The organism is Halalkalibacter wakoensis JCM 9140, from assembly GCF_000513095.1.
Lineage (GTDB): Bacteria > Bacillota > Bacilli > Bacillales > Bacillaceae_D > Halalkalibacter > Halalkalibacter wakoensis.
Map to the genome: position 1 here is coordinate 1 of NZ_BAUT01000147.1, position 1,949 is coordinate 1,949.

Annotated in this window: 1 protein-coding gene; it reads right to left on the bottom strand. The window is 39.8% G+C overall.

Annotated elements, in window-relative coordinates; all coding sequences use genetic code 11:
- Nucleotides 1-110: 110 nt before the first annotated feature.
- Nucleotides 111-1,439 carry a group II intron reverse transcriptase/maturase gene (gene ltrA, locus JCM9140_RS21830; RefSeq protein WP_034751773.1) on the bottom strand — a complete coding sequence of 443 codons (1,329 nt, stop codon included), beginning with the start codon at nt 1,437-1,439 and terminating at the stop codon, nt 111-113.
- Nucleotides 1,440-1,949 lie beyond the last annotated feature (510 nt).

A 1,949-nucleotide genomic window follows, 5' to 3' on the forward strand; every position in this document is an offset into this window, starting at 1 on the left:
GGGTCGAGTAAATAAGCCCCTTTCTATTTGCTCTGAGTCATTAGATTGTGGGCTTACTCCTCCCAGAACCGTGCTTGCGCAACTAACGCACACGGCTCCTCTTATCATCATTACAGAATATAACTAATCTCATCTCTAAGGTCATAGATACTGACTTTCACCGTTGGTCGAGGAAGAGGATATTTCTTAAAGAATAGGACAAACTTTTCCCAGTTAAATGAGCGTTTCTGACTTCTGCGATTTAACCATTTGAAAATAAAGCCTCTGATTTTATCGCGAAAGGTATCAACGGTTGGAGTATTGTCTGTTATACAGTAGTAGTTGTAGTAACCCGTTAATGACCGTCGTAACTTCGCCATTATAGTTTCTATATCAAGGTGTCTGTTGGCTTTCAGCCATTCTTTACATTCCTTTAGCTTACCACTCATTTTCTTTCGACTTGTCTTTCTTTTCACTCTGAAATAACCCGCTTGACTTTTCCCACAATAATGAGTAAAGCCCAGAAAATCAAAAGTAGGTGGTTTCTTTGCTCCCTCTTTTCTGCAATTCTCCATTGCGTACCTCCCAAATGGGATGATTTTCGATTTGTCTGTAGCCATTTCAAGACCAAACTTAGCTAGTCGTTGTTTCAATGCCTCATAAAAGTGATATGAATCGTCTTTGTATTGAAAACAACACACAAAGTCATCTGCATATCTCACCATGTAAGCTTGTCCCCTACACTTCTTCTTAACTAGCTTTTCAAACCATAAATCTAGTACATAATGAAGATAAATGTTTGCTAGAATTGGAGAAACGATACCACCCTGAGGAGTTCCTTCATCTGTTTTGAAGTATTTCCCTTCCTCCATATACCCACCTTTTAAGAATCTTGCAATCATTCTTAATAAGCTCGGGTCGTTAATTCGGTGTTTTAGAAATTCCATCATCCATTTATGGTCAACATGGTCGAAGAAACCTTTGATATCTACATCTACGATGTAGTTTGTATATCTTCTTTCAATGTAGACATTTAGAATCTTCAAAGCGTCATGACAACTACGATTAGGACGAAAACCAAACGAAGAATCAAGAAAATCTTGTTCATAAATCGAGTTTAGTATTTTAGCTAGACCTTTCTGAACAATCTTGTCCTCATATTCTGGAATACCAAGTGGTCTTTTCTTCGTTGTTCCCACTTTTGGAATATACGCCCGTCTTACTGGTACTGGACGATAACTTTTCCTCTTCATTCTTTCTAGTAAATTTTCGAGGTTTTCATCCAAGTTCTGTGCGTATTCTTCCTTTGTAGTTCCCTTAATTCCTGTAGCTTTCTTACCCGCTAACTCATAGTGACACATCTTTAACATGTCTTTGTTTAGTAGATGTGCTAATGATGTGAATTTCATTTCAGGATGAGCCTTCGCTAATTCTGCTATCCTCTCAAGTTTTGTTTCCATTATTTCTTCTACCTCCGTGTGTAGATAATGTTTCCCTTTCAAGGGCGATTTTAAGTAACAGCCTTTCCTCCATCGGCATTACCCAACTTCATTGGTACTACGCTGTTATCCGACTTCCTAATGGGCATTTGGTTTCCTCGCTTTATTATCACTTGTACACCATACTCTTCATCGTAAATGAAAAGACCCCTAGGATCTCCCAAGTTGCCGTCATATATCGATATCTTGCGTGCCGAGGTCCTCGACTCCGGAGAAGTTCTTTCTTCTCGCCATTTCGAAGAAAAGAATGTTGCTTTCTGTACAGGCAACCACATCAGCCTTCTCATTTTGGTATTTCGGAGCTATTTTCCCTTCAACCTCAATTGGCTTTCGGCCCACAATTTAACTGTCTACGCTTAAAGATACTTGTTACCAAATACCTCCAAGACTCGCTACGAGTGAGTGGCTAACTCTTACTCGACGGGAATCCCACCCGCTATATATGACGACCTTGCTTGGCCGCACTGCCTG